General features: G+C 39.9%; 19 protein-coding genes and 2 pseudogenes. 18 read left to right on the top strand and 3 right to left on the bottom strand.

Going from position 1 to position 23978, the window contains the following annotated elements; translation table 11 throughout:
* Window positions 1–544: 544 nt before the first annotated feature.
* The 5 genes from ODU45_RS08135 to ODU45_RS08115 all read left to right on the top strand — a co-directional run bounded on the left by ODU45_RS08135 (window position 545) and on the right by ODU45_RS08115 (window position 9006).
* Window positions 545–805, top strand: a complete 261-nt coding sequence (locus ODU45_RS08135) for a DNA repair protein (protein WP_398581107.1) — start codon at window positions 545–547, stop codon at window positions 803–805.
* Window positions 798–1388: a signal peptidase I gene (lepB, locus tag ODU45_RS08130; protein ID WP_205026322.1), complete on the top strand. Its 591-nt coding sequence runs from the start codon at window positions 798–800 to the stop codon at window positions 1386–1388. Before ODU45_RS08135 ends, lepB begins: the two co-directional genes overlap by 8 nt.
* A gap of 49 nt (window positions 1389–1437) precedes the next feature.
* Window positions 1438–6432 (top strand): InlB B-repeat-containing protein, encoded by a 4995-nt coding sequence (locus ODU45_RS08125; protein ID WP_398581106.1) that lies wholly within the window; start codon window positions 1438–1440, stop codon window positions 6430–6432.
* A gap of 100 nt (window positions 6433–6532) precedes the next feature.
* Window positions 6533–8023: a SpaH/EbpB family LPXTG-anchored major pilin gene (locus ODU45_RS08120; RefSeq protein WP_318820407.1), complete on the top strand. Its 1491-nt coding sequence runs from the start codon at window positions 6533–6535 to the stop codon at window positions 8021–8023.
* A 113-nt stretch (window positions 8024–8136) separates the two neighbouring features.
* Window positions 8137–9006, top strand: coding sequence for a class C sortase (locus ODU45_RS08115; RefSeq protein ID WP_044758535.1), 870 nt, complete (start codon window positions 8137–8139; stop codon window positions 9004–9006).
* A 131-nt stretch (window positions 9007–9137) separates the two neighbouring features.
* On the opposite strand, the pseudogene ODU45_RS08110 reads toward ODU45_RS08115, so the two are convergent.
* Window positions 9138–9415 (bottom strand): annotated as a pseudogene (locus tag ODU45_RS08110) (IS982 family transposase); the annotation flags it as partial.
* A gap of 170 nt (window positions 9416–9585) precedes the next feature.
* Here ODU45_RS08110 and murD point away from each other — a divergent pair.
* From murD to ileS, 12 genes are all read left to right on the top strand, one after another.
* Window positions 9586–10935: a UDP-N-acetylmuramoyl-L-alanine--D-glutamate ligase gene (gene murD, locus ODU45_RS08105; protein WP_053866806.1), complete on the top strand. Its 1350-nt coding sequence runs from the start codon at window positions 9586–9588 to the stop codon at window positions 10933–10935.
* Between the two features lie 2 nt (window positions 10936–10937).
* A complete protein-coding gene (locus ODU45_RS08100; RefSeq protein WP_398581105.1) occupies window positions 10938–12002 on the top strand; it encodes a UDP-N-acetylglucosamine--N-acetylmuramyl-(pentapeptide) pyrophosphoryl-undecaprenol N-acetylglucosamine transferase in 1065 nt (354 codons plus the stop codon).
* A gap of 5 nt (window positions 12003–12007) precedes the next feature.
* Window positions 12008–13090 (top strand): cell division protein FtsQ/DivIB, encoded by a 1083-nt coding sequence (locus ODU45_RS08095; RefSeq protein WP_174854142.1) that lies wholly within the window; start codon window positions 12008–12010, stop codon window positions 13088–13090.
* A 153-nt stretch (window positions 13091–13243) separates the two neighbouring features.
* Complete coding sequence (ftsA, locus tag ODU45_RS08090; protein WP_023369548.1) at window positions 13244–14623, top strand: cell division protein FtsA; 1380 nt, start codon at window positions 13244–13246, stop codon at window positions 14621–14623.
* Between the two features lie 25 nt (window positions 14624–14648).
* Complete coding sequence (gene ftsZ / locus ODU45_RS08085) at window positions 14649–15878, top strand: cell division protein FtsZ (RefSeq protein WP_024385822.1); 1230 nt, start codon at window positions 14649–14651, stop codon at window positions 15876–15878.
* A 6-nt stretch (window positions 15879–15884) separates the two neighbouring features.
* On the top strand, window positions 15885–16556 hold the full coding sequence (locus tag ODU45_RS08080) for a YggS family pyridoxal phosphate-dependent enzyme (RefSeq protein ID WP_105159893.1): 672 nt from the start codon (window positions 15885–15887) through the stop codon (window positions 16554–16556).
* Between the two features lie 16 nt (window positions 16557–16572).
* Window positions 16573–17145, top strand: coding sequence for a cell division protein SepF (locus ODU45_RS08075; RefSeq protein ID WP_024412671.1), 573 nt, complete (start codon window positions 16573–16575; stop codon window positions 17143–17145).
* A 4-nt stretch (window positions 17146–17149) separates the two neighbouring features.
* Complete coding sequence (locus ODU45_RS08070) at window positions 17150–17413, top strand: YggT family protein (RefSeq protein WP_024412672.1); 264 nt, start codon at window positions 17150–17152, stop codon at window positions 17411–17413.
* Window positions 17414–17415: 2 nt separating this feature from the next.
* The gene (locus ODU45_RS08065) at window positions 17416–18207 is read left to right on the top strand and encodes an RNA-binding protein (protein ID WP_398581104.1); all 792 of its coding nucleotides are present in this window, start codon (window positions 17416–17418) and stop codon (window positions 18205–18207) included.
* An 8-nt stretch (window positions 18208–18215) separates the two neighbouring features.
* Entirely contained in the window at window positions 18216–18905 is a 690-nt protein-coding gene (locus tag ODU45_RS08060) for a DivIVA domain-containing protein (protein ID WP_024385043.1), read from the top strand.
* 230 nt (window positions 18906–19135) lie between these two features.
* A complete protein-coding gene (locus ODU45_RS08055) occupies window positions 19136–19579 on the top strand; it encodes a GNAT family N-acetyltransferase (protein WP_029171398.1) in 444 nt (147 codons plus the stop codon).
* Between the two features lie 10 nt (window positions 19580–19589).
* Window positions 19590–22379, top strand: coding sequence for an isoleucine--tRNA ligase (ileS, locus tag ODU45_RS08050; RefSeq protein WP_398581103.1), 2790 nt, complete (start codon window positions 19590–19592; stop codon window positions 22377–22379).
* A 233-nt stretch (window positions 22380–22612) separates the two neighbouring features.
* Here ileS and ODU45_RS08045 read toward each other — a convergent pair whose 3' ends face one another.
* Both ODU45_RS08045 and ODU45_RS08040 read right to left on the bottom strand, forming a co-directional pair.
* On the bottom strand, window positions 22613–22921 hold the full coding sequence (locus tag ODU45_RS08045) for a DUF1827 family protein (protein ID WP_002938710.1): 309 nt from the start codon (window positions 22919–22921) through the stop codon (window positions 22613–22615).
* A gap of 54 nt (window positions 22922–22975) precedes the next feature.
* Window positions 22976–23437 (bottom strand): NUDIX hydrolase, encoded by a 462-nt coding sequence (locus tag ODU45_RS08040; protein ID WP_024399534.1) that lies wholly within the window; start codon window positions 23435–23437, stop codon window positions 22976–22978.
* 208 nt (window positions 23438–23645) lie between these two features.
* On the opposite strand from ODU45_RS08040, the pseudogene ODU45_RS08035 reads away from it, so the two are divergent.
* Window positions 23646–23978, top strand: a pseudogene (locus tag ODU45_RS08035) (helix-turn-helix domain-containing protein); the annotation flags it as partial.

Here is a 23978-nt window from a genome sequence, read left to right as displayed (position 1 = left end):
AAGCAATATTTAATTCCAAACTTAACTGATTTGTGTTATACTGTTTATACATTTTCATGCCTTTCTAGTTGTTTTGTCGTTATTATAATTATAAAGCATGAAATGGAAAACGAGCAACTCCTAATTGGAATTGCTCGTTTTTTATATGTGAGAAGCTAGTTTTTGCCCAGCCTCAGCTACCTGCACCTCGGTTCCTTGTCTGAAAGCTAATTCATTCGACCATACAAAGCAATGAGCTGCCGCCTCCAACTTTTATCAACATCTTAGCAATTTGCGTTTTACAGTCCGAAGCTGATCTCTATAATTGACGGAAGCGGGAAAGACATCCATACATTAAAGTAATTAAAGACAAATTAAATAACTATATTAGCCATTAACACCTAAATGAGAGGGATTCGTTTTATAAAATATTGCTAACAGTTTTCCCTTAGAAAACTCATATTACTAGACAATAAATGGAAACTATAGTAAAATACCAAGTATTGTTATTAAGTTGTGCCTTAACTTAATTGTATAATATTTTAGTAAAAGAGAGGGAACGCAGATGGATGTAAAAGATCTTCGGAAATTAAAGCGAATTGAGTTATATGAGATTATGTTGGCTCAAAGTGAAGAGATTGATTACTTGAGAAATCAACTTGAGAAGATTAAAACAGAGTTGGCTGATAGAAGAATTATGATTAGTCAATCTGGCTCCATAGCGGAAGCCTCAATGAGACTGACTAATATTTTTGAAGAAGCGCAAAAAGCTGCTGATCTATATCTCTATAATGTGAAAAACAAAATTGGTGATGTTCATGAATAGTTCAAACCTCAGGGGAAAGGAACTTCCAAAAACTTCAGAATTAAAAGAGCTATATCAGCATGAAAGATATAGACATACATTTTGGAGGACAGTGAAAAGTACAGTGTTTATGTTGGTAGTAGTTGCAGCATTTGCAATACTAATCGCTGTATTATTTTTGCCTATTTTGAGAATATACGGAGATTCAATGAAAGGAACCCTGAATAGTGGGGATATCGTTGTATCAGTAAAGAGCAATGATTTTGAAAGCAGTGATGTTGTTGCTTTTTATTACAATAACAATATTCTGGTCAAGCGCGTCATCGCTGAAGCTGGGGATTGGGTGGATATGGATAAACAAGGGAATGTTTATGTCAATAATCAAAGATTGGACGAGCCATATTTGGCAAATAGGGATTATGGTCATACAGATATTGAGTTTCCCTATCAGGTACCGGAAAATCGAATCTTTGTCATGGGAGATAACCGGAAAGAGTCCATTGATTCGCGAAACAACGCTATTGGTACAGTCTCTGATGAACAGATTGTTGGTAAATTGGTTTTTAGAGTATGGCCTTTGACAGAGATGGGAGTAATTGATTAAAAATGATGAACTTAAAGTTAGATACTTAAAGCAATTTAGGGGGAGGAACATGCAAAATAATTTTAAGTTTAAAAGATTATCTTTATGGCAGAAAAAATATAGAAAATTTGTTAATTTTGTAGCTGTTGTGGTTGTATTTGTAACAACGTATGCATTGATTTTACCAGCTCTGACACTGGAATCTAATAAAGCTAGCCAACTATCAGGTATCAGCATTTCAGACACGACTACTGAAATACAAAGTAATGAAGAACCTCCAGTAGAAGTGACGGAGGCTACTAGTCAGGTGATTGAAGAAAGCTCTGCAATAGAGCAAATAACCACGACCACAAGTGTGACGTCGACAACGGAGCTTTCTTCGGAACCCCAGACAACTGAAACCACAAAAGTTGATCAACAGGTAATAACTGAAGCGACAGAGTTTATTCATAAAGGCAAAGATTATGAAGTTATCGCCAGATTTGATGCTTCTGCAAAAATGCCAAAAGGAGTGGAACTGAAGGTTAAAGAAATTGAAGCGGGGACAGATACCTACAAATCTCGATTTAATAAAGCCAAGGCTACTCTGGGAGCTCGTGCTCTAACTTTTGCAAGGTTCTTTGATATAAGCTTTGTGCATGATGGCAAGGAAATTCAGCCAGAAGCACCAATTTCCATTCAAATCAAAACAGATAGTAATATCAAACTTAAAGAGGAAACCAAGGTCGAGGCTGTTCATTTTCAATCAGCTAATAAGGCAGAAGTTGTCCCAGAAGTTGAAACCAATGAAGAAAACAATCAGGTGTCCGAAATTAGCTTTGACGCGGACTCCTTCTCTGACTATGGTGTCGTTGGGGCAGAGTACTATAAAGTAACTTTTGTAGCTCTGGACTCAAATGGACAGGAGCAGACAGTTTCGAGTTTGGTTGATAAAAAAGAGGGAGCAAAACTAGAAACGCTCCCTGAGGAACCCTTCCGTGCTGGCTATCGCTTTATCGGTTGGCGTAACAAAGAGACAAATAAAATTGTTACTACTGACACCCTGGTTACCCGAGATATGATTGTGGAAGCAGAATTTGCTTCAATCTCAATCTATAAAGTAACGATTCAGTATTTTTATAATAACGTTGTTTCGGGTCAAGACGTTACCTTTGAAACAGAAGTCTATGAGCTAGAGGCGGAAGACATGCCTTATCGCATCACGACACCTGTATCCACTGAGATTAAAAGTGGGGCAGAAAGTGGACTTGCGACAGACGCCATTTACTACACCAGTAGACCCATCATAGACATACAGTCTGAAGATTTGGCGAGACTAGACAAAGAAGATGGGAATGTAGATAATGCGCTGACCATTAAGGTTGCTTATATCCCCTATGATTCCGAATACAAGGTTCGCTACAAGCTGAAAGATTTGGATGGGGAAGGTTACACAGATATTGAGTCAGGAACCTACTACGGCATTATCGGGTCTACGATTAGACCAGAGGTTCGCAATTATACTTATGCAAATTTTGAAAAGACAGATTCTCTTGAATTGACAAGATCAAGTGGACAAGAGATTGATGTTTATTACACTCGTAAAGAGTATACACTTTCCTACAATACTAATGGAGGGTCTTACATCCCACCACAAACTGGACTCTACAATGCCAAGGTCAATCTGACAACGACAATCCCAACTAGAGAAGGTTACACGTTTGATGGTTGGTATGATAATGCTAATTTAACAGGAAGTCCTATTAGTGGCTCAGTTGCTTTAGATAAGAACAAGACGCTCTATGCTAAGTGGAAGGCTGATACGGTTAACTATGTCATTGCTTACTATAAAGAAGTATATGATGGCAAAGAAGAGCCACTCTACGTGTATGACAGTTCAATCAAACGGACTGGACAAGTTGGTACAACAATTCAAGCAAGTACTGCTCCAGAAATGTCTAATGTTCCTTTGGGCTATGAACGCGAAACAAGATATGGTAGTAATGCTAGTTCATCCATTGAAATCAATTCAGATGGTCAGTCTGTACTCAAAGTCTATTATAGTTTGATTAGATATACTTTAACTTTTGATATCAATCGGAATTCGACATTGGGATTCTACACATATTATGGGCAAATTGAAAAAGGTGGCGGTACTTATACTGGAACTCAATACAAGATTAGGGATGTAGTTGTTGGACAAGATATTTTGAATCTTTGGCCATCAGGTGCGGATGAAGTTTATCAGATGTTGCGCATAGGAAATGGTACACTTGAGAAATACGATTCTATGAAATTTAGAGGATGGACTTTCTCAGACAGTAATACTTATAATGTGACTCGTAGACCTACACTTACAACCGATATGATTACAACAGCAAATGCTAATCATGAAGTTGTCGTAACAGGGCATTGGGAAAGTTCCTTAAAAACAAAAAGGGTTGACTATTACTTGCAGTCAGCAGATAATCCAAATGTCTATGTATTATCTGAACATAGTCAGAGCTTAAATGGTGGACAAAATTCGCCACTCAATGCAAAAACAATTATGGGTTATCAAGTTATTTCTACTGTTCCGCCAGGTTATGATAATCATTCTGGACATTATGCTACACTAAACAATGGTATAAAATTGTATGATCATTACCGTTTTTACTACAAGCGTGATAGTTTCGATATTGATTACTACTATGGTAGTACCAAGCTAAAAACTACTGAGAATGTTCTCTTTGATGCTAATATCAATAGTGCAACCTACAACTACACACCAAGTCGGCCAGCTGGAGTTGATGCTGACTATATCTGGGGTGGTTGGTATACTGATTCCAATCTTACTGAGGCATACACATTTGATAAAATGCCATCAAACAACTTGGTGCTCTACGCTAAGTGGGTGGCTCCAAACATGACGGTTAGCTTTGACCTAAATGGTGGTGAAGGTACAGCACCAGAGACTCAAACGGTTGAAAAGAAGAAAACTGCGATAGTTGTTACTGATCCGACTAGAGCTCACTATGACTTTGACGGTTGGTTTACAGCTAAAGAAGGCGGGGAGCGCTATGTCTGGTCTAAGCCAGTCACAGAAAATATCACACTCTATGCTCGCTGGAAACCTCAACCTCTCAAGTATACGGTTAAGTACATAGATGTTACTACTAATAATAGCTTGGCAGCAGACAAGGTCATTGAGAGTCCAGCACTTGAATTACATCAGACCATCAAAGAAAATGCTTTAGCCATCACAGGCTACAGACCAGATGCTAGCAGTAAGATCCTTGATTTAACCTATGACAATAATGAGATTATTTTCTATTACAGTGATAGGACAGCAAAAATACCATATACCGTTCGTTACCTCCTTAAGGATGGAGATGATAACGACAGTAACAACACAGTATTGTTGCCAGAAGACCATCTGGAAGCTGAGGCTAACATGATTGTTGCTAAGGCTGTAGCCAAGGGTGTAGGAACAGGATACTATCCTCAAAATAATGTCTTGAGTCTTACTCTGACAACAAACTCAGCCAACAATGTCATTACTTTCTACTATCTACCTTATGAGTTTGCGACCATCACAGTTAATTATCTTGATATGGATGGCAACCCTATTTCCGGGCAAGACCCTCTGGTAGAGTACAAGAAGAAAGGTGATACCTATATCCTAAATCGTAAGGAGATTCAAGGGTATACCTTCTCAACATCAAAAGATAACGAGAACAACGTAGATAAATCAATCTATCGTATCAGAAGACCAGATAAGCGGACGATTAATCTTTATTATATGAAAAATCTGATACTTGAAGGTCAACCAAGAGAGAAAGTCTACGATGGCGAGCCGTTGAAACTATCAGGAATAGATGATTTAAAATCTGGTTATTCAACATCTCTAGCTAGCGGGGATAGGTTGACTGCTATTGATTTTGAGGGAAGTCAGACTGATGTCGGCTCATCAAATGCGAAACCAAAATCAGTTGTCATAACAACTGCTGATGGTAAAAATCATACCGATTATTATGAGATTACCTATCTTGACAGTTCTCTGACAGTTAAAAAACGTCCGGTTACAGTAGAGATTGGAAGTCAAACGATTGAAAAAATCTATGATGGCAAAGCGTCTACTGTTGACTACAAGGTAAACTCAATTTCTGATAACCTTTATAAAGAGTCCTACATTCACTATACAGGTTCAGAAGTTGAAATGACCCAAAAAGATGTAGGAGCTTATACCTTTGCCTTACAAAATAAATTTGTTAATACAAATGATAATTTTGAGGTTACTTTCTTAGCTAAAGACGGCAAGATTACTATCAATCCGCGTAAGCTAATGTTAACGTCAGCTACGAAAGAAAAAGCATATGATGGAACAGAACTGACAGCACAAGAAGTTAGTGTGACGACTCCAGAGGGAGCTAGCTATGACGGCTTCGTCCAAGGAGAGGGTGTTGACTTCTCTGATTTTGCGAGCCTAACTAATCCAGGTAGAAGAGCCAATAGCTTTACTTATAAAGCAAAAGAGGGCACAAAGCTCGGTAATTACGAGATTACAGATGAGTTTGGAATGTTGACAATTCTTGAAACGCTTAACATTACCAAGACAGATGAAAATTGGAAATCTCTTGCAGGTGGCAAGTTTGAATTGACCAAGTGGGATGGTTTGAACTGGGCTCAGTTAGATGGGGCGCAGGAATTTGCCATTACCAGCAAAGATGGTATTCGGATACCAGTAGGCTTAGAAGCAGGTCGCTACCGTCTGCAAGAATTGGCAGCACCTGATGGTTTTATTGTCTTGGATAGTTATATCTACTTCAGCATCAAGGAAAACTTTAACGAAGATAAAACATCTTCCTTCTACACTGTTGCCTTGTCTGATGAAGCGGGCAATGATGCTAGTCCAGAACGAGCAACGCTTACCAAGGTTAGTGGTGATGCCAGCCATCGCATCCAAGTGGCCAATGAGCAGGGCAGAGCCTTGCCAAGCACAGGTGGAGATGGACAGAAGTGGTTTATTCTTTCTGGCCTTGTCCTCATAGTCATCTCCTATCTGATGCATCTGTTTGTTCAACGTAATCAGGAAAAGAGGTCCTAGGACTGATTTTACGCTTACATAATTAAAGTATCACAATGGGAGTTGCAGGATTTTATGTCTGCTTCTCCTTAATAAAAAATGAAAAAGGAAAAAGAAAATCATGAATAAATTAAAAAGTCTCTTCATGACCGTGTTGGCTGTGTTAGCTATGGTCTTGCCTACTCCTTTCGCTAGTGCGCAAGAGGTAAATACAAATGCAGGTGGTACAGGGACAATCACTATCCGTAACGCCTCGCAAAGTCAAAAATATACCATCTATAAACTCTTTGATGCTACTGTAACAGAAGATGGTTCAGGTATCTCTTATAAACTCCCAAGCGGTAAAACCGCACAAAATTTTGGTGGTGAAACCTGGTTTGATGTAGACAGCAAAGGCAATGTTATTGCAAAGGCAGGTGCTAATGTCTCTTCAGAAGCATTTGCGACTTGGGCAAAGAATTTCGGTACAGAAGTTACAAGTGCTACAGCGAATGATAACTCTCTTGAGTTCACACATTTGACATTTGGCTACTATTTTGTAACATCATCACTTGGTGCAGTGCTTACCGTAGATAGTACAACACCAAATGCAACTGTTATCGATAAAAACACTACTAATCCAACCATTCCAGACTCAAATAATGGTGGCGGTAAGAAAATTCTAGCAGCGGATGGAAAAACAGCAACATCAACAACAACTGCAAAAATTGGTGACACTGTTCCTTTCCAATTCAAATTTAACGCGACGAACTTTGTTACTGCAAATGGTGTCACTAAACAAATCAAATCTTACACCATTGCCGATACTCCAACAGCATTAACAATTAATCAAGATTCAGTAACTGTTAAGGTTGGGACTAAGACGCTTGTTAAAGACACAGACTATACAGTTGCTTTTGATGGAGCTGGTAAAATGACAGTTGTCTTGACATGGATCAAGGCTGACAAGTCAACTATTTACAACTCACCAATTGAAGTGAATGTAACCTATTCAGCTGTTGTAACCAAGGATGCAAAAGAAGGTCAAGCAACCAACACAGCAACACTTGGTTACAACTCTTTTGACCCAACAAATCCAACAGATCCAAATCACCCAGATAATCCAGACACTCCAGATACCCCAGATACCCCAGTAGATCCAAAAAATCCAGAAGATAATAAAACGACTGTAACCACTCACCGTTTCACTTTGAAGAAAACAAACGAAGCAAAAGCTACTCTGACTGGAGCAGAATTTAAGCTTTATGATGCTTTAAGTGGTGGTACTGAGATTAAAGTTGTAAAAGATGGAGATGCATACCGTGTAGCGGAAGCTAACGAAACAGGCGTTGCGATTGAAGCTGGCGAAGTTGTGATTAAAGGTCTGAAACATAGCACGACCTATTATCTTGAAGAAATGAAAGCACCGAATGGTTACAATATTTTGACAGAACGTCAATCCATTGAAGTGAAAGAGAATAACACAGCTCAAGCAAATATCGTCAATAAAAAGGGTGGTGTCTTGCCAAGCACTGGTGCGATTGGAACAACTTTATTCTATCTAGTTGGTTCAATCCTACTCTTGGTAGCATTGGTTTATACTATTTCAAAACGTCGTATGAACAATATCTAATTGTCCATACAATACCTAATATTTAGAATCTATCTTCGGAAGTGCAAAAGCAAGAGTGGAAGTATTTCCGAAGATATTTCTTTGGTCTTAACATAAGGAAAGGAGGGGATTTCATGATCAAATGGCTCAAAAAGAAAGGTCCGTCTTTTATCATGCCATTAATTTTTATATTGGGGATTGGACTATTGGCTTATCCATCGGTCAGTGATTATTGGAATTCCTTCCACCAATCAGAGGCTATTATGTCCTATTCTGACACAGTATCAGATATGACAGAGGATCAATACAAAGAAATCATTGATAGTGCGCGCCAGTATAATCAAGAAAACCCCTTAAACTGGAATGTGACTGCATCTGACATTGAAGCCTACAATCAGGAATTGAATTTCAATAAAGATGGCATCATGGGCTATATTGAGATTCCTAAAATTGATGTCAAGTTATCTATATTTCATGGGACAGACGAAACGGTTTTAGAGACCTCTATTGGGCATCTAGAAGGAACATCGTTGCCTGTAGGAGGTTTGGGAACTCATAGTGTACTTTCAGGGCATCGTGGGCTCCCATCTGCCCGTCTGTTTTCTGATTTAGATAAGTTGAGAGAAGGCGATATATTTACCATTCACATTCTCAATGAAACACTAACTTACAAAGTGGACCAGATTCGAGTGGTTGAGCCATCAGATTTATCGGCTCTTACCATAGAACCTCAGAAAGACTTATTGACTTTGGTAACATGTACACCCTACGGTATTAATACACATAGGCTATTAGTTCGTGGCTATCGTATTGAAAATGTTAATGGTAGTGCTTTGGTTACCTCTGATGCTATCCAAATTAAAGCAATCTTTATTGCTCCATTTATCGCAACTCCAATTCTATTTGTAATCTTAATTTATATTTTTATAACAACTAGTAAAACATTTCGTTTTCGGAATAGGAATCAAGTGTTGGATGATTTTTTAGTTCCCAAGAAATTTTGAACTATTGAAAATGTTTCAAAGTCGATTTGACTCTGGAACATTTTTCTATTATAGACAATAGACAATATGGCTGAATGAGGTAATTGTTCAACTTCAAGAGCTTATTCAAACCTTAACCTCCTGTCAACTCAAATCAATTGCCTAGACCGACGATTGAAACGACTTCTTTTTAGTAACAGACCACGAGAAAAGAGGTGGCAGATATTGTAGAAATGGCGTTGAGATGTCATACCTAGTTCAGCTTATAACAAAAGCAAGACAAGGAGTAATCTATCTGAAAGCCTACATTACGCCGAAGTTTGAAGGAATCGGGGCAATAGTTTTGGTAGAAATGATGACAAATTTGTGATAATTGGCGTACATTCCATTGCAAATGATGAGATTTAGCAGTATACTGTAAGTAGCTCATTTGGACTACCCTTCTGTATGTTTCGTCGCATACAGTATAGTCCATTTGGGCTTTTTATTGTATTTTGAAATGAACTAGCACCACGGGTAGAGTTTACTTTTCTGTTCTCTGGCTTGAAAAAGGTCTTCGTAAAGGGTAAAATAAGGTGTTAGAAAGTAAAGGTAATTGAGATGAAGATGATTGATATTGTAAAAAATAAGAAAGTGCTGGTACTAGGTTTAGCTAAATCAGGAGAGTCTGCGGCTCGTCTTCTAGATAAATTGGGTGCTATCGTCACTGTTAACGATGGAAAGCCTTTTGAAGAAAATCCGACTGCTCAATCTTTGTTGGAAGATGGTATCCGTGTTATTTGCGGGAGCCATCCCTTGGAATTATTGGATGAAGATTTCGCTTTGATGGTAAAAAATCCAGGAATTCGCTATGATAATCCTATGGTTGAAAAAGCAATTGGAAAAGGAATTCCAGTATGGACAGAGGTTGAATTGGCCTACTTGGTATCAGATGCTCCAATCGTGGGGATTACAGGTTCGAACGGCAAGACAACGACAACGACCATGATTGCAGAAGTCTTGAATGCAGGAAATAAACCTGCAAAATTATGTGGAAATATTGGTTACCCAGCATCTTCGGTCGCTCAAACTGCAACTGCAGAGGATACCTTGGTCATGGAATTATCGTCTTTCCAGTTAATGGGGACAGAATCTTTCCGCCCACATATCGCCGTTGTGACTAATCTTATTGCCAGTCATATTGATTATCATGGGACTTTTGAAGACTATGTAGCAGCAAAATGGATGATTCAGCGTCAGATGACGGCTGAGGATTTTGTGGTGCTCAACTTCAACCAGAAAGAAGCCAAGGAATTGGCTGGACAGACCAAAGCAACTGTAGTTCCCTTTTCAACGCTGGAAGTGGTTGATGGAGCTTATTTGGCAGATGGAAAACTCTATTTCAAGGATGAATACATCATGGATGCTGATCAAATTGGTGTTCCAGGTTCACACAATGTTGAAAATGCCTTGGCAACAATTGTGGTTGCAAAATTGATGGGAGTAGACAACCAAGCGATTCAGGAAAGTTTGTCTGCCTTTGGAGGAGTCAAACACCGCTTGCAATTTGTAGGTGAGATCAATGGGGTTTCCTTCTACAATGATAGTAAGTCTACCAATATCTTGGCGACTCAAAAAGCTCTTTCCGGGTTTGACAATAACAAGGTCATTTTGATTGCAGGTGGCTTGGACCGTGGCAATGAATTTGATGAATTAGTCCCTGATTTAGTCGGACTAAAGAAAATGGTGATCCTTGGTCAATCAGCTCCCCGTGTTCAACGTGCAGCAGATAAGGCAGAAGTGGAAACGATAGAAGCTCTTGATATTGCGGATGCGACTAGAAAAGCCTTTGCCATTGCAGAAAAAGGAGATATTGTCCTGTTAAGTCCAGCCAATGCAAGCTGGGATATGTATGCCAATTTTGAAGTGCGTGGTGACGTCTTCTTACAGACCTTTGAGGAGTTGAAATAATCATGAAAAAAATTGTTTTTACAGGCGGAGGGACTGTTGGGCACGTGACGCTCAATCTCCTTTTGATTCCGCGATTTTTGGAAGAAGGCTGGGAAGTCCACTATATTGGTGATGGGAACGGTATTGAACATGAGCAGGTTGTGAAATCAGGTTTAGATGTCCATTTTCATTCTATTTCGACTGGGAAATTGCGACGTTATTTCTCTTTCCAAAATATGTTGGACGTGTTTAAAGTTGGTTTTGGTGTTCTTCAATCCTTGGCCATTATTGCAAAAATTCGTCCGCAAGCTCTTTTTTCAAAAGGTGGATTTGTATCGGTTCCGCCAGTTATTGCGGCTAAGATGTTGCGGGTTCCGGTCTTTATCCATGAATCAGACTTAACAATGGGACTGGCCAATAAAATAGCCTATAAATTTGCGACAACCATGTATAGTACTTTTGAGCAACCTGCCAGCTTGACTAAAGTAAAACATGTTGGTGCGGTTACAAAAGTTGGGCAAACGAATGACAAAGTTACACCAATTCAGTTGCCAGAAATTCTCAGTCACTTCGATAAAAGTCTGCCGACCTTACTGTTTGTAGGTGGTTCGGGCGGTGCTAAGGTTTTTAATGATTTAATCAGTCAGAATAGTGCTGCTCTGACCGAACGATTCAATATTATCAACTTGACAGGGGACAGTAGTCTCAATCAATTAGATAAAAACCTATATAGAGTTGACTATGTGACAGAACTTTATCAACCCTTGATGGATTTAGCGGATGTCGTTATTACCCGTGGTGGTTCCAATACTCTGTTTGAGTTGATTGCCATGCAACAACTCCATTTGATTGTGCCACTAGGACGTCAGGCCAGTCGAGGGGACCAGATTGAAAATGCTCTCTATGCAGAGAAAAAGGGATATTCTAAGCAGATTGATGAAAGTCAATTGACATTTGCCAGCCTGTTAGTAGAAGTCGATGAGCTATTGAAAAATAAGGAATTTTATATCCAAAACATGGCAAATTCTAATGAAATTCAGTCAGTAGATAGTTTTTACAATTTGCTTAGAGAAGATATGGGAAGGTAGGTTCTATGACGGAAAAAGATTCAAATATAGAAGAACCAGTGCTAGAAGTGGAACAGGCACCCCAAGTAGAATTGGATTCAGAACAAATTTCACCAGTAGAGAAAGAATCTGTATTAGCCGAAGAAAAAGGACTTTCTACGGATGTAGACATACCTGAGATGACTGCTCCGGATGATGAAAAAAGTGCCTTTTTCGAACAATGGAAAGCACGCCATCAAGCCTACCTTGCTCATAAAGATGAGGCAGATATTCAGGCAGTTGACGAGGGACAGACAGAACAGGAGAACCCAGAAGCTAAAAAGAGTAAAAGGGTCCTTTTTCAGGGAATAGAAAGAAAAACAGAGAGTCTGGAATCTAAAAAGGAAACAGGGGAAAAGGTTCAAACTTTAAAAGTTGATATTCCTTCCAAAGTAGTCTGGAAAGCTATTCCGGTTCTTGTGACGAGTTTGTTACTGGCAGCGTTGGCTCTGTATTTTATCTCTCCAACCAGCAAGAAAAAACAGATAGAGGTCGTTGGAAATGAACGACTGACTGCTGAACAGGTGGAAAATTATAGTCTGATTTCTCCAGATGATTACATTGTAACCATAGCTTTGCATGCAGATGCTTACGCAAAGAATATTAAGAAGAATAGTTCGTCCGTTGAGACAGCAACAATCAAGTTCCAGTTTCCGGCTACCTTTACCATTCACATCAAAGAATACGCTATAATAGGCTACATTCAGCAACAAAACCAGTGGTATCCGGTATTGTCTAGTGGAGAGATTGGCGGTGAACCGATTTCACAGGATTCCTTGCCAGAAGGCTACACAACAATCAATTTATCCGACAAGGAATTAATCAAGGAACTAGCCATTGAATTGGGGAAAATAGATGCAGGAATTCGTTCTGCTATTCAGACAATAAATTTAACGCCGAGTAAAGTGACCGCGGATTTGTTGACATTCAATATGAGAGATGGAAATACTGTATTAATCCCGTTGGGTGAGATTAGCCAGAAGATGTCTTACTATACAAAAATAGCAGCAGAAGTGACTGTTCCAACAACAATTGATATGGAAGTTGGCATTTATAGGTATGCAAGCTGAAATAGATAATTTTGTAAAGAAAAAGTAATAAAAAAATCCTTTAAAATCACCAAAAAACGATATAATATGGTATAATGAAGGATGACTAATTATACTATTTTTTCAAAATGGAAGATGATTTGTTAAAGTTGGAAGTAAGAGAGGACTGATAGAATGGCTAGAAACGGCTTTTTTACGGGATTAGATATTGGTACAAGCTCCGTTAAAGTCTTGGTTGCAGAATATATTGATAACGAAATGAATGTGATTGGGGTCAGCAATGTAAAAAGTGCTGGCGTCAAAGATGGAATTATTGTAAATATTGAGGTGGCTGCTGGAGCGATTAAAAAAGCGATCGAGCAGGCAGAAGAAAAGTCAGGTATCCGCATTGAAAAGGTAAATGTTGGATTACCTGCCAACCTTCTTCAGATTGAACCGACTCAAGGGATGATTCCTGTTACAACAGATTCACAAGAAATTACAGACTTGGATGTTGAGAATGTTGTAAAATCAGCATTGACAAAGAGTATGACTCCGGAACGCGAAGTGATTTCATTTATTCCAGAAGAGTTCACTGTCGATGGATTCCAAGGCATTAAGGACCCTCGTGGAATGATGGGAATTCGCTTGGAAATGCGTGGTATGCTGTACACAGGACCACGTACCATTCTTCACAATCTTCGTAAAACGGTGGAGCGTGCAGGTGTCCAAGTTGAAAATATTGTAATTTCTCCATTGGCACTAACTCGCTCTGTATTGAATGAAGGTGAACGTGAGTTTGGTGCGACTATCATTGATCTTGGTGGTGGTCAAACGACTGTGGCTGTTATGCGTGGCCAAGAGTTGCAATACACAAACATCTACCAAGAAGGTGGAGATTATATCACAAACGATATTTCAAAAGTATTGACAACATCAAAGAGTATTGCTGAAAACTTGAAATACAACTACGGCATTGCCTATCCGCAAGATGCAAGTGATAAGGAAAAGTTCACTGTCGAAGTGATTGGAGAAAACGCTCCAGTTGAAGTGACCGAGCGCTACCTTTCAGAAGTGATTGCGGCACGTTTGCGTCAGATTTTTGACCGTGTGAAACAAGATTTGGAGCGTACACGTGCTCTAGATTTACCAGGGGGAATAGTCATTGTAGGTGGTGGTGCTATCTTACCAGGAATTACAGAATTGGCCCAAGAAGTGTTTGGGGTTAATACTAAACTTTTTGTTCCAAATCAAATTGGTATCCGCAATCCAGCATTTGCAAGTGTGATTAGCTTTGTTGAGTATGTTGGTGAGTTAGAAGATGTTGAAAATATTGCCCAACATGCAGTAAATGGCGAGACTACCTTGAGACATAAGCCGGTTGAAATTCCTGTTGCTCGTCCTCGAATTAGTCAGCCAATTCAAAGAGAAATCGTGAACGAATTGAACACAGTCGATCAGGTAGAGGAACAAGTTGCTCCTACTTACCATGATGAGGAAGAAGAAGTTCGTCCAGCTGCTAAGGGAAACATCACAGATCGCATTCGTGGTTTGTTTGGCAGCATGTTTGAATAAGAGAAAAGAAAAGGTGATTTAAACTATGGCATTTTCATTTGAAGCAGCAGCTAGTCATGGTGCTGTCATTAAAGTAATCGGTGTCGGAGGTGGTGGCGGAAACGCGATTAACCGTATGATTGAAGAAGGTGTTGCTGGGGTTGAGTTCATTGCAGCAAACACAGATGTACAAGCGCTAAGTAGCTCTAAAGCTGAAACAGTTATCCAACTAGGTCCTAAATTGACTCGTGGTTTGGGTGCTGGAGGTCAACCTGAGGTTGGTCGTAAAGCTGCTGAGGAAAGCGAAGAAGCATTGACTAATGTATTAACTGGTGCAGATATGGTCTTCATCACTGCTGGTATGGGCGGTGGTTCAGGGACAGGTGCGGCTCCTGTTATTGCACGTATTGCTAAAAACTTGGGTGCGTTGACTGTCGCAGTTGTGACTCGTCCGTTTGGTTTTGAAGGAAATAAACGTGGAAACTTTGCGATTGAGGGAATTGAAGGTCTTCGCGAACAAGTAGATACACTCTTAATTATTTCAAACAACAACCTTCTTGAAATTGTTGATAAGAAAACACCGCTTTTAGAAGCACTAAGCGAAGCTGATAATGTTCTTCGTCAAGGTGTTCAAGGAATTACAGACTTGATTACAAATCCTGGTTTGATTAACTTGGACTTTGCAGATGTGAAGACAGTTATGGAAAACAAAGGAAACGCCTTGATGGGTATCGGTATCGGTACTGGTGAGGACCGAGTGATTGAGGCGGCTCGTAAAGCGATTTATTCTCCTCTTCTTGAAACAACAATTGATGGTGCAGAGGATGTCATTGTCAATGTTACAGGTGGTTATGACATGACTCTGACAGAAGCAGAAGATGCTTCAGAAATCGTTAATCAGGCTGCGGGTCAAGGTGTTAACATTTGGTTGGGTACATCTATTGATGAAACAATGAAAGATGAGATTCGTGTGACTGTTGTGGCTACAGGGGTTCGTCAAGATACTGCTGATAAACCAGCCCGCCATCGCACGGAAGCTGTTTCACCACGCCCTTCTCAACGCTTTGATCATTCAGTAGCATCAGCACCAACTCGTGGAGCTGCACAACAAACTGAAGCGCCGAAAGCTTCTGCCTTCGGAGAGTGGGATTTGCGTCGCGAAAACTTGATTCGTCCAACTGACGCAGAACCAACATCCACTGTTTCAGTCGAAAAATTTACAATGGATCAAGATGAGGATGAATTGGATACACCACCATTCTTCCGTAATCGCTAAACTAAAATGGATTTTCAAAAGAATAAGGATGCTATCTTTTCATCAGTGGCAAAAGCTGCTGAGAAGGCAGGTCGTCCGAGTGAATCAGTAAAGGTAATAGCTGTCACCAAATATGTTGACAGCTCTATTGCTAATCAGCTAGTGAATACTGGAATTACTCATATTGGAGAAAATCGAGTCGATCAGTTCTTAGAAAAGTATAATGCCCTAGCAGACAAACAATTGACATGGCATTTGATAGGGACTTTACAGAGAAGAAAGGTCAAGGACATTATTCCATTTGTTGATTATTTCCACGCCCTAGACTCTGTCAAACTAGCTCAGGAAATAGATAAACGTGCGACTAAAATAGTCAAGTGTTTCCTCCAAGTCAACGTTTCCGGTGAGGAGAGTAAGCATGGCTTTGCAGTATCTGAGATTGATACGGCACTTGCTGAAATTAGTTTATTGGAGAACATTGAACTTGTTGGATTGATGACGATGGCACCGATTGATGCTACAGATGATGAATTAGACGAGATTTTTTCTAAAATGCAGGAAATCCAAGAAGAACTAGCTACAAGGAACTTACCACGTATGCCCTTTACAGAGTTAAGTATGGGAATGAGTGGGGACTTTGAACGCGCCATTGCTCACGGAGCTACATATGTGAGAATTGGCTCAGCATTCTTTGAATAATGGAGAGGAGGAAAATATGGCATTAAAAGATACATTTAAGAATTTATTTAATTACTTTGAAGTTGACGAAGTCAATGAAGTTGAAGAACAGGCAGATGCCTATTCAATGCCTAATGATCGTCCTAAAATGCGTGTTGCCAATACTACTACAGCTGCACCTGTGCGCGAACAGCAGCCAAAAGTAGAGACGCGTCGGGAAGCACGTTCAGAAAGTCAACTTCAACGCCTACATGAAAGGCAGCAAGAATTGATGACTAATAATAACGAAAAAGAGATTGTCAAAACTACAATTGATATTAAGTTTCCAAAACGTTATGAAGATGCACCAGAGATGGTAAATCTTTTATTAGACAATGCGAGTATTCTCATTGATTTTCAATATATGTCGGAGCAACAAGCAAGACGTTGCCTAGACTACTTGGATGGTGCTCGTTCAGTATTATCTGGAAATTTGAAAAAGGTCTCAAATACCATGTGGCTGTTAACTCCAGTAAATGTCACAGTCAATATTGAAGAATTGCGCAATGCTAATGCTGGTACAACTACTGGTGCGGCTGATTCAAATTTTGACTTTGATATAAAACGGTAACGCTATGCAAATTTTGATTTTTTTACTATTAAAAATTGTAGAGATTTATTCTTATCTCTTATTGGCATACGCTTTGCTAAGTTGGTTTCCTAGCCTATACACAAGCTCGATTGGTCGTTTGATTCAATGGCTGGTAGCACCCATTTTAAAACCCTTTAGGCGATTTAATCTGCAATTTATGGGGTTGGATTGGACCGTAATGGCAGCCATGATTGCGCTTAATATGGGAACTCGCCTTTTGGTTCAATTATTGCTACTGTTAGCATAGTTATGAAAAATGACAAAAACTTATTGCAACATTTTTCTAGGCAAGAAAGAGAGTTTGTAGAGAAAATAATGGATATGTGTCAGCAAGTTGAAGATACGTATTCATATAGATTAACTCACTTTTTACATCCTAGACAAGATGAAATTGTATGCAAAATTGCTAACTACTACCAGTTACAAACGTTTTCTAGTCGGGATTTTGTTTCGACTGAACATTCGCGGGTTATTATTGCCCCGGCTTATTATGAGTTGGACATCAAGGACTTTGAGTTAACCGCTCTTCATTTGTCCTATGCTAGAAAATTTCATACCTTATCCCATTCACAAGTTCTTGGAACTATTCTCAATCAACTAGGGATTAAAAGGGAGTATTTGGGTGATATTTTGATTGATGATGAACGATTGATTGTCTTTATCGATCAGAAATTTGGGCAGATTGCCTTACAATCTATCACTAAAATTGCTCGTGTCCCTGTTAAGGGAAAGGAAGAAGAATGGATGACTGTTCGACTACCGATTGGACAGGAATGGCGTTCAAAGGATGTATTGGTTTCCAGTATGAGATTGGATAAAGTGGTTTCGGTCGCATTTAATCTTTCAAGGGCAACTGCAAATAAGTTGATTGAGGCTGGACATGTGAAGTTGGATTATGTTCTGGCAGAACAAACCAGTAAATTAGTTGAAATAGGGCAATTAATTAGTGTTAGGAGATATGGTAGAGTTCGCCTAAATGAATTTTTAGGTTTTTCTAAGCAAGGGAAGATAAAATTAAAGTTAGACATTGTTAAAACTTAGGAGGAAAGATGGCACTTACAGCATTAGAATTAAAAGATAAAACCTTTGCTACAAAATTTAGAGGATACGACGCAGATGAAGTTGATGACTTTTTGGACATTGTAACGCGTGATTATGAGGATTTAATTCGTAAAAATCATGACCAAGAGTTAGAATTGAAAAATTTGCGGGAACGTTTGGCTTATTTTGATGAGATGAAAGAATCATTGAGTAAATCAGTTCTTTTAGCTCAAGATACAGCTGAGAAAGTAAAGGTTGCGGCCGAAGATCAAGCGGCAAATATTATTAAACAAGCTGACTATGATGCGGCAACATTGTTACATGAAGCTAAAGATAAGGCAAATGAAATTCTTCGTAATGCGACTGACAACGCGAAAAAAGTTGTCATTGAGACTGAAGAATTAAAAAACAAGACACGCATTTTCCATCAGCGTCTGAAATCAACAGTAGAAAGCCAATTATCATTGGTTAATTCATCTGAATGGGAGGAAATTCTTCGCCCAACAGCAAGTTACATTCAAACAAGTGATGAGGCTTTCCGTGATGTTCTTCATAAGGCTTTGGATGAAGAATTACCTGTTGAAGAAGAAAGTTTGGATTATACACGTCAATTGACACCAGAAGAAATTGCAGAATTAACGCGTCAGGCAGCAGCTTTTGAGAGTGGAGAGTCTGTAGAAATTTCAACAGAAGAATAATAAAGATCATAAGCAGAGACACGGTCGGTAGAAATATTTATAGCGAGTAGGAGATGGTGGAAGCCCTACAATCTCTTTCTATGGATCATCACTTTGTTTGATTTTTCCTGAAAATAGTAAGGAAAGACGCCCGTTCACGTTACGAACATAGAGGGATAGGGGAAACTCTATCTAAACTAAGGTGGTACCACGAACTTTCGTCCTTATTTGGCGGGAGTTTTTTTATTTTTATGATACGATTAGAATTAGTAAACAAGGACAACTTTGAAGCAGTGTTACAAGTTCAACTTGCACCTGAGGACCAGCGCCGAGTGGCATCGGTTGAATATTCTTTAGCCCAGGCTTGGCTATATAAAGATTCGGGAATGATTCTACCATATGCTGTGCTATCTGGCGGAAAAGTTGTCGGTTTTGCAATGTTATCTATTGAACCCAAAGATAATAGTTATTATTTATGGCGCTTGTTGATCGATAAGGATTTTCAAAATCGTGGATACGGAAAGGAAGCCATCCAGCAAATGATTGGAAAGGCGAAGGCGGATCCGCTTTGTCATAAAATTTCTATAAATTATGTCATTGGCAATCATAAAATGAGGTACATTTTAGAAAAACTTGGTTTTCAATCCGTTGGTTTAGAAGGCCAAGAAATGAAAATGGAATTAATTATAAGATAAAGGAGTTATGATGAAACTAAAAGAAACACTCAATTTAGGTAAGACAGCATTTCCTATGCGTGCAGGCTTACCAACACGCGAGCCAGAATGGCAAAAGGCCTGGGATGAAGCAAACTTGTATGCTCGTCGCCAAGAACTCAATGAAGGCAAACCGGCCTTCCACCTCCACGATGGCCCTCCATACGCTAACGGAAATATCCACGTTGGACATGCTTTGAACAAGATTTCTAAAGATATTATCGTTCGCTCAAAGTCAATGTCTGGCTTCCGTGCACCATTTGTACCGGGTTGGGATACGCATGGTCTTCCTATTGAGCAAGTCTTGGCAAAACAAGGGGTTAAGCGCAAGGAAATGGACTTGGTAGAATACCTTGAAATGTGTCGTGATTACGCTCTTAGCCAAGTTGACAAGCAACGTGATGATTTCAAACGCTTGGGTGTTTCTGCAGACTGGGAAAATCCATACATCACCTTGACGAAAGACTACGAAGCTGCTCAAATCCGTGTCTTCGGTGCTATGGCAGACAAGGGCTATATTTACCGTGGTGCTAAGCCTGTTTACTGGTCATGGTCATCTGAATCTGCCCTTGCAGAAGCTGAAATCGAATACCATGACATTGACTCAACATCTCTTTACTATGCTAACAAGGTCAAAGATGGCAAGGGGCTCTTGGATACAGACAGCTACATCGTTGTCTGGACAACGACTCCATTTACAGTAACGGCTTCTCGCGGTTTGACAATGGGAGCAGACATTGACTATGTCTTGGTTCAACCAGCTGGTTCTGACCGTAAGTATGTCTTGGCAGAAGCCTTGGTTGACAACTTGGCAGCCAAATTCGGTTGGGAATCCTTCGAAGTGATTTCAAAACACAAGGGTGCTGAGTTTGAATACATTGTGACCGAACACCCATGGGATAGAGAAGTTGATGAATTGGTCATCTTGGGCGATCACGTCACAACGGACTCGGGTACTGGTATCGTCCATACGGCTCCAGGTTTTGGTGAGGATGACTATAATGTCGGTGTCAAATATGACTTGGAGGTTGCGGTAACTGTCAACGAACGTGGCTTGATGAATGAGGCTGCGGGTCCTGATTTTGAAGGGCAATTCTATGATAAGGTTGTACCAACGGTTAAGGAAAAATTAGGCGACTTGCTCCTTGCAAGTGAAGTGATTAATCACTCATACCCATTTGACTGGAGAACCAAGAAGCCAATCATCTGGCGTGCAGTGCCACAGTGGTTTGCCTCTGTCTCTAAATTCCGTCAGGAAATCTTGGACCAAATCGAAGCAACGATCTTTATTCCTGCTTGGGGTAAAACACGTCTTTACAACATGATCCGTGACCGCGGTGACTGGGTCATCTCTCGTCAGCGTGCTTGGGGTGTGCCGCTTCCAATCTTCTATGCAGAAGATGGTACAGCGATTATGACCAAGGAAGTGACAGACCACGTTGCTGCCCTTTTTGAAGAGCATGGTTCTATCATCTGGTGGAAATCTGAAGCCAAAGATCTTTTGCCAGCTGGTTTCACTCATCCAGGTTCACCAAATGGCGAATTTACCAAAGAAACAGACATCATGGACGTATGGTTTGACTCTGGTTCATCTTGGAATGGTGTCATGAATGCCCGTGAAAATCTTGCCTACCCAGCAGACCTCTACCTAGAAGGTTCTGACCAATACCGTGGTTGGTTTAACTCATCCTTGATTACCTCTGTAGCCGTAAATGGTCACGCACCATACAAGGCTGTCTTGTCACAAGGTTTTGTCCTAGATGGCAAAGGTATGAAGATGTCTAAATCTCTAGGCAATACTATTCTTCCAAGTGATGTTGAGAAACAATTTGGTGCAGAAATCTTGCGTCTATGGGTGACATCCGTTGATACTTCAAACGACGTACGTGTGTCTATGGATATTCTTGGACAGGTTTCCGAAACCTACCGTAAAATCCGTAATACCCTTCGCTTCTTGATTGCCAACACTTCTGATTTCAATCCTGCAAGTGATGCAGTGGCTTACGAAGAGCTTCGTTCTGTTGACCAATATCTCTTGGTGAAATTTAACAAATTGGTAGCTCAAATCCGTGAAGCCTACGACAATTATGATTTCATGGGTATCTACAAATCTGTAGTAAACTTTGTAACCCTTGATTTGTCAGCCTTCTACCTCGATTTTGCCAAAGATGTTGTCTACATTGATGGCGCTAAATCACTTTCTCGTCGTCAGATGCAGACAGTTTTCTATGACATCTTGGTGAAAATTACCAAGCTCTTGACCCCAATCTTGCCACACACAGCAGAAGAAATCTGGTCATACTTGGAACACGAAGCAGAAGAGTTTGTACAATTGGCGGAAATGCCAGAGGTGGAAACCTTTGCCAATGAAGCGCAGCTTTTGGCTGATTGGGAAAACTTTATGAACTTCCGTACTCAGGCACAAAAAGCCTTGGAAGAAGCACGTAATGCCAAAGTCATCGGTAAATCACTTGAAGCTCATTTGACTGCCTATGTCTCAGCTGAAACCAAGTCCTTCTTGGAGAGCTTGAATGCAGACCTTGCTCAGTTGCTTATCGTTTCTAACCTTACAGTAACCACGGAAGCAGCTCCTGAAAGTGCTGTTCTGGTAGAAGAAGTTGCCTTTACTGTAGAGCGTGCAAGCGGTGAAGTATGTGACCGTTGCCGCCGTATTGATACTAGCGTTGTAGAACGTAGCTATGGTGCGACAATCTGTGACCACTGTGCAAGCGTAGTGGAAGAAAACTTTGCTGAAGCAGTAGCTCAAGGTTTTGAAGCTTAAGTAATCACAATACATTTGTTAAAGTCTATCTAGCGATAGGCTTTTTTGTAATACTCTTCGAAAACCAAAATTATCCGTTGTCAAGAGCCTTGATGAGTGAAAAGCTCCAGTGGAGGTTTTCAGCCTGTTACCTTGAAATAAGAAAGTAACAGAGTTCTATCTTCGGCTTCGTTTCCTAGGTTACTTTTGATTTTCATTGAGTATAAATAGAAAAAAAGAAGCCAATTGGCTTCTTACACTTCTGCGATAATGGGAATAGACATTTCAATCAAACGGTCTGTGTGAATCGTTTGAATAGCAGCCTTGTTAATAGTTCGTTCATCAATTTTTCGATGAAGGAAGAAATCACGAATTTGCTCGATTTCATTTTGTTGTACTGCACGGTATTTATTACTAATCAAGAGTTCATAATGACGGGGTGCCTGTGTGAAAATAACGTCTGTATTCCCTGCAGAATAAGTCTCTACTAGGAAAGCATCAGTATTAGCCAACTGGCTTTGGACAAGATTGGGATGACTATTTGTCGTGTTAATGATTTTCATGTGGAACCTCCTCTATCTCTTTGGCTACATTATAGCACGATTAGAGTGTTTTTACTAGTTATTGAATGAATTTTCTTGCAATTTCCATTGTTCAATGCCCCATTTGTGACTACCACGTTTGAGTTTATCGATGGCTTCATTGACTGGGAACCAGGCAATATGGTTGAAATCTTCTAGTGGTTGCCCTATTTGATGGTAGCTAGTTACTTCGTAGATGTAGGCTGGATTATAGAAATGGGTATCGCGGTGGCTAGAGTAGAAGTATTCGTCAGCCTGACCAAAGTATTTTCCGATTTCAGCGGTGAATCCAAGCTCTTCCATCAATTCGCGCTCCAAGGCAATGAGGTGATTTTCTCCCTTTTCAATTTCTCCACCAGGAAGAAACCAAGCTCCGTTTGGTGCTTGAACGAGTATGATTTGTTCTTTCTTTTCATCTGGGATAACTGCGTAAACACCAAAGCGACTCTGGTAGCTGACGCCAGCCTTCTTTTCTCCAAATACAGCGTTTTTCTCCATAGGCAATTCTATCCTCTTTCATAATTGGAATGAGTTGTATACATTATACCACTTTTTTATTATTTTTCCTTGTGATAGGCTTTACAAAGTAAAGTTTTTTTATAGAGTAAATTCCCAAAGTAAGTTCTAGTCTGTCTTAAAAACTGGAAACTAGAATGAGACAAAGAAATAAGGTAGAACTTACTATGGGACAAGTTGGTAACCGACAATGAAAAACAAACACTTAACTCTCTCTGATCGCAATGATATTCAAATAGGAATTGAACAGCTAAAAACCTTCTCAGCTATCGCTGTTAAGCTAGGAAAAGATCCGTCCACAATCTCAAAAGAAGTTCGGAGAAATAGGGTGATAAAAGAGAACTCTAGTACCTCCAATTGCGAGGCCTGCCCTCTACTCAAAAAGGCTCCCTACGTTTTGTAATGCCTGTCCGAAAAAGAGAAGCAACTGCGGATACCAGAAACAGTTCTACTACGCAAAAAGAGCTCAGCTTGATTATGAAGCTAAGCTCTCAGATTCGAGAACAGGTGTTGCCCTAAACAA

Source organism: Streptococcus sp. 2022WUSS135 (genome assembly GCF_044427045.1).
GTDB lineage: Bacteria > Bacillota > Bacilli > Lactobacillales > Streptococcaceae > Streptococcus > Streptococcus hashimotonensis.
This window is presented reverse-complemented; position numbering and strand designations above follow the sequence as displayed.